Raw genomic sequence first — 5,540 nt, 5'->3', positions numbered from 1 at the left:
TTTCGAGCAAAGGACAAAGAATGGGGTGGTCGAGGAAATCAACAATAAACTTAAACTAATAAAACGAAGAGGCTATGGCTTTAGAAACTTTCGGAATTTTTGGGGTAGAAGGATGTTATCTTGGCATCTTGTCTGTTGGTTTAGCATAAAGAGTAACGAAGAGCCTTGTTTTTGACCACGATGACCATTTTTATTGATGTGGTCACTTTTACATTCTGGACATTTCATCGTTTTTTTCCTTCATTAAGTTTCTATCTATTTTGCCTTCTCATCTCTTTATCTGACAACGCCAAAATTGTTGTTAGGGTTAGGAGCCGGTCGTCAGTAGTCAGGAGAATTAAGAATGAATAATAAGCAATTAAATGGTCTATTCACAGATTTTAGGACATTTAATCCTTATTTTTGCCGTTTTTGACTCCTCAAAAATTAATTATGCGAGAGGTCTAAAGCCAAAAAGTAGCAAGGGGTTTGGCTGTTGCGGGTTGGGGAGAAGGGAGCGGGGGGGATAAATAGGGTTTGGGGCAAAAAGTTTTTCGTGGGGGTAGGGTGTGGGGTGTGGGGTGTAGGGTGTAGGGTTTTACCCATTTTCAGAGGGTCAATTACCTAATTTTCGGGGAAAAAGTACCTAATTTTCCCCCCCGATCACTGCCATGGCCGCCACTTTTGGATTTCAAAAAATTCTAAAAGTCTTATCCAACAAGGTTTTTAGATTTATTCAGCAAGCCCTAAATAAAAATAATCTCGGAGTCTCGGAGTCTCGGAGTGTCCTGATTAGGCTGTCTCTTGGGCAGCGGCTAATTCTGCCAGTTTTTCCTGTTGATCCTTGGCGATACAGGATTGGAGCACCTCTTCGATATCGCCGTCTAAAATGCGATCGAGGGAAAAATTCTGATTTAAGCGATGATCGGTGAGACGATTATCCTTATAGTTATAGGTGCGAATTTTTTCCGATCGCGAACCGGTTCCCACCTGAGAGCGTCGCATGGAACTGACCGCTTCCTGTTGTTCCTGTAACTTCATATCGTACAGTTTCGCCCGGAGAATCTGCATGGCCCGTTCCCGGTTTTGCAATTGCGATCGCTCTTCGGTGCAAAAAACCCTGATTCCCGTGGGTTTATGGATTAAATCGACCGCAGTTTCCACTTTATTGACATTTTGACCGCCTGCGCCCCCGGATCTAGCCGTGGTTAACTCAATATCCTTGGGATCGATATGCACTTCCACATCGTCCACTTCTGGCATAATTGCCACGGTAGCGGTGGAAGTGTGGACGCGACCACTCGCTTCCGTCAGAGGAACCCGCTGCACCCGATGGACTCCCGCCTCAAATTTCAGCTTACTATAGACGTTATCGCCTTTAATCTCTAAAATTGCCTCTTTAAATCCTCCCATATCCGCCGGAGATTCACTCAAAAGGCTAACTTTCCAGTTTTGAGTTTCGGCATATTTTGAGTACAAACGCACTAAATCCCCCGCCCAAATACTGGCCTCATCACCTCCGGTCCCAGCGCGAATTTCTAGCATGATATTCTTTTCATCGAGGGGATCCCGGGGCAGCAGCAGAATTGTTAATTGGTCTTCCAACGTGGCGATTTTTTCCTCTAATTCTGCCACTTCTAGGGCGGCCATTTCCCGTAATTCGGGATCGCCGGCGGATTCTTTGAAGATTTGTTTCGCACCGATTAAATCCTCTTGACTTTTTTGCCAAATTTCGTAGGTGTTGACCGTTTCCTCTAGGGAAGCGCGGGATTTGGCCAGACGATGCAATTCACCCGGATTACCGGTGACATCGGGATCCGCTAGACGACGGGTTAATTCTTTGTAGGTCTGTTCTACAGATTGCAGTTTGTCTAGTAAATAACTTTCAGCCATAATCGATAGCCACAAATAGGGTTAAACGGGGTTAATTTGAAGATAACCCGCAAATTCACTGGATTAGAAGCGTCTGACAGATAATAGAGACGCAATCCTTTTAATTGTCTTAATTTTCTTTGTCCGGAGTTCTTCGAGCTAGGAAAAATCCCGCTCAACTGCTGACAGTCAGTCAGTTTTGCTAATACTTAGAAATATTTTTAGGCCAGCAAGCGGCAAGGGAAGACATTTTTTTCTTAACCAGATTATTCCTATATCTAAAACTATCATTTTTTGGCCGGTTTGAGCAAGTAATCTTAAATTCTGTTTAAAAGCAGGGAAGTGGGGTATGGGGTGTGGGGAGTATTTTCAGTTATCAGTGAGCAGTAACCAGTTATCAGTGGGGTAGTGGGGAGTATTTTCAGTTATCAGTGAGCAGTAACCAGTTATCAGTGGGGTAGTGGGGTAGTTGGGTAGTTGGGAGACCACTTCGTGCGCGTTGCGGGGGAGCAGGGAGAAAAAAGCTGATAACTGATCACTGATAACTGATCACTGAATACTAAACCTGGCAGAAAGGGGGACAAAAAATGCTAGGATTGCCACAGCACAGAGAAAAGTGAAAGAAAGGAATATAACTTTACATGGAAGAGTTTGACAAGTCAATATCCTTTGATGGCAGGGATATTCGACTAAAAATAGGGCTTTTAGCCCCCCAAGCTGGCGGTAGTGTTCTGATCCAATCGGGAGAAACGGCGGTTTTAGTGACAGCAACCACAGCCAAGACCAGAGAAGGAGTAGATTTCCTGCCCTTAACCGTTGATTACGAAGAAAGATTATACGCCGCCGGGCGCATCCCGGGAGGATTTTTGCGTCGTGAAGGTCGTCCCCCGGAAAAAGCGATTCTGACCGGTCGTTTGATTGATCGCCCCCTGCGGCCTCTATTCCCCAGTTGGCTACGGGATGATATTCAGGTGGTCGCTACGACCCTCTCGATGGATGAGGAAGTCCCCCCGGATGTTTTGGCCGTTACCGGGGCTTCTGTGGCGGTTTTGTTGGCAGGTATTCCCTTCCAAGGTCCGATGGCAGCGGTGCGCGTCGGTTTACTGGGGGATGAATTTATCATCAATCCCACCTACAAGGAAATCCATAACGGAGAATTGGATCTAGTGGTGGCCGGTAGTCCCGAAGGGGTGGTGATGATCGAAGCGGGAGCCAATCAGTTACCGGAACGGGATATTATTGAGGCGATCGATTTTGGTTATGAAGCGGTCCGCGACCTGATCACCGCTCAACGGGAATTAATCGATCAGTTGGGTATTCCCCTCGTGACGCGGGAAGCACCGGCAGTAAACGAAACCGTGCAGAATTTCCTAAAAGAACAAGCTAAAGAGGAAATTAAACAGATTCTCTGTCAGTTTACCCTCAGCAAAACCGAACGGGATGAGAAATTAGCGGCGATCGAAAATCGGCTCAAGGAAACTATAACCGCTCTCCCCGATGAAGATACCTTAAAAGCTCCAACGCTGGAAGAACCGAAGTTAATCGGTAATCTCTTTAAGGATCTGACCAAAAAACTGATGCGCGCCCAAATTATTGAGGATGGGGTGCGGGTTGATGGTCGCCAACTGGACGAAGTACGCCCGATTTCTTGCCGGGTGGGAGTTTTACCCCGTCGGGTTCACGGTAGCGGTCTGTTTAATCGCGGTTTAACCCAAGTGCTTTCGATCGCCACCCTTGGCACCCCCGGTGATGCTCAGGATTTGGGCGACGATCTCCATCCCGAAGACGAAAAACGCTATCTGCATCACTACAATTTCCCCCCCTTTTCCGTCGGTGAAACCCGTCCCATGCGTTCTCCCGGCCGTCGAGAAATTGGTCACGGTGCTTTAGCGGAAAGGGCGATCGTACCTGTCCTTCCCCCCCAAGAGGAATTTCCCTATGTGCTGCGGGTAGTGTCGGAAGTCCTCTCTTCTAATGGTTCCACCTCCATGGGTTCCGTGTGCGGTTCTACCCTGGCGCTGATGGATGCCGGTGTTCCCCTGAAAAAACCCGTTAGCGGTGCGGCCATGGGTTTAATTAAAGAAGGGGAAGAAGTGCGGATTTTGACCGATATCCAGGGTATCGAGGATTTTCTGGGAGATATGGACTTTAAGGTGGCTGGCACTGATTCTGGCATCACCGCTCTCCAGATGGATATGAAAATCCCCGGTTTAAGCATGGAAGTGGTGGCCAAGGCGATCGAACAAGCTGTACCGGCCCGCAAACATATCCTAGAGAAGATGTTAGCGACCCTAGAAAAACCGCGCACGGAATTATCTCCCCACGCACCCCGGTTATTGACGATCAAGATCGATCCAGATCTGATCGGGTTAGTAATCGGGCCGGGTGGTAAGACGGTTAAAGGGATTACTGAACAGACCGGCACGAAAATCGATATCGATGACGATGGTACTGTCACCATTTCCTCTACCGATGGGGAACAGGCCGAAAAAGCTAAACGACTGATCTACAATATGACCCGCAAACTCAATGAGGGTGAGGTTTATCTCGGTCGCGTGACTCGCATTATCCAAATCGGCGCTTTTGTGGAAGTTTTGCCGGGGAAAGAGGGAATGATCCATATTTCCCAATTGGCCGAGGGACGTGTCGGTAAGGTGGAGGATGAAGTGGCCGTGGGGGATGAGGTGTTAGTCAAGGTACGGGAGATCGATAGTAAAGGTCGTCTCAATCTCACCCGTCTCGGTATTCATCCCGATGAGGCCGCCGCTGCCCGTAAAGCTGCTACTGTAGTCTAGGTAAATTTTCTGTTCATGGTTAACTCTCGATCGCTCGATCGAGGGTTTTTTTATCGCTAAAATTGCCTAATACTAAATCCAGTTATTAAAAACTGATTATTTATTCTCCCCTTTGCCTTTTGCCTGTCTGATATGTAGGGTTTGCTGAAAAAGTTTGTTGGTGGGGTTAGGAGTCGGTCGTCGGTCGTCAGTAGCCGGTCGTTTCAGGCTTTGTTGCCCTCTTTTTTTGTACCAGTTTATGTACTAAAAGAAGGATAATGCAAGGTTTTTGAAGGTCTTAATCCTATTTTCGCAGCATGAACATCGGATTTTAACAGGTCAAAAGCCTTATTTTAAAAGGGTTTTACCATTATTCAGCAAGCCCTATGTAACCTATACTCAACGGATTTAGTATAAAAACAGCAATAGAGACGCAAAAACCACGCCTCTATCTCAAGGTCGCGAGAGGACTCCCGTTAAACCGCGTAGCGGTTAACGGGAGATGAATCGCCACCAGAATGAAACTAACGCGGTAGCGTTTCCACTTTTGGGGAGTTTTGGTTCTCGACGTATTTTTTTAGTTGTTCGACAGTAACGCCGCCACAACTAGCCACGAAATAAGCTCCCGTCCAAAAATAAGGTTTATTGTAGAAATACTTTGCCGCTAAGTCCAGAAATTCTTTTCTAAGCTAAACGGCTTTTACTTCGGATCACCGATATAGACTCCAAAAGGGTTATAGCTATTGGATCATGCAGGTTAAGCGCCGTTTAGCTTAATTAATGGGACTACTAACTGTTTTAAGGTTAGCGATTAATTTGGATAAAGCGATGTCAGGTTTGTCATCGATAATCAGGTGAACGTAATCCGATTCACCGTTGAAATCAAGTAATGTGCTGTCCCATTTTGTGACGTTG

The 5,540-nt window shown here is 46.6% G+C and carries 4 protein-coding genes and 1 pseudogene; 2 read left to right on the top strand and 3 right to left on the bottom strand.

Going from position 1 to position 5,540, the window contains the following annotated elements; all coding sequences use genetic code 11:
* Positions 1 to 175 (top strand): transposase (locus IM322_RS11180; RefSeq protein WP_287713210.1); only part of this gene is annotated, 175 nt, incomplete at its 5' end.
* A gap of 596 nt (positions 176 to 771) precedes the next feature.
* On the opposite strand, the gene prfA is transcribed toward IM322_RS11180, so the two are convergent.
* Positions 772 to 1,872 (bottom strand): peptide chain release factor 1, encoded by a 1,101-nt coding sequence (prfA, locus tag IM322_RS11175; RefSeq protein WP_287672542.1) that lies wholly within the window; start codon positions 1,870 to 1,872, stop codon positions 772 to 774.
* Positions 1,851 to 2,030, bottom strand: coding sequence for a hypothetical protein (locus IM322_RS23315; protein ID WP_353737507.1), 180 nt, complete (start codon positions 2,028 to 2,030; stop codon positions 1,851 to 1,853). Before IM322_RS23315 ends, prfA begins: the two co-directional genes overlap by 22 nt.
* A 462-nt stretch (positions 2,031 to 2,492) precedes the next feature.
* Here IM322_RS23315 and IM322_RS11170 point away from each other — a divergent pair, with 462 nt between their 5' ends.
* Complete coding sequence (locus IM322_RS11170) at positions 2,493 to 4,646, top strand: polyribonucleotide nucleotidyltransferase (RefSeq protein ID WP_287672541.1); 2,154 nt, start codon at positions 2,493 to 2,495, stop codon at positions 4,644 to 4,646.
* 503 nt (positions 4,647 to 5,149) lie between these two features.
* On the opposite strand, the pseudogene IM322_RS11165 reads toward IM322_RS11170, so the two are convergent.
* Positions 5,150 to 5,540 (bottom strand): annotated as a pseudogene (locus IM322_RS11165) (IS200/IS605 family transposase); the annotation flags it as partial.

The sequence above is a fragment of the Microcystis sp. M109S1 genome, assembly GCF_020247025.1.
Lineage (GTDB): Bacteria > Cyanobacteriota > Cyanobacteriia > Cyanobacteriales > Microcystaceae > Microcystis.
Note: the sequence above shows the minus strand (reverse complement) of the source record. Positions and strands in the feature narration are given on the sequence as shown.

What these genes read in the sequence shown, in the direction of transcription:
- IM322_RS11170 (WP_287672541.1), top strand. Translation starts at nt 2,493, where the DNA reads ATGGAAGAGTTTGACAAGTCAATATCCTTTGATGGCAGGGATATTCGA.
- prfA (WP_287672542.1), bottom strand. Translation starts at nt 1,872, where the DNA reads ATGGCTGAAAGTTATTTACTAGACAAACTGCAATCTGTAGAACAGACC.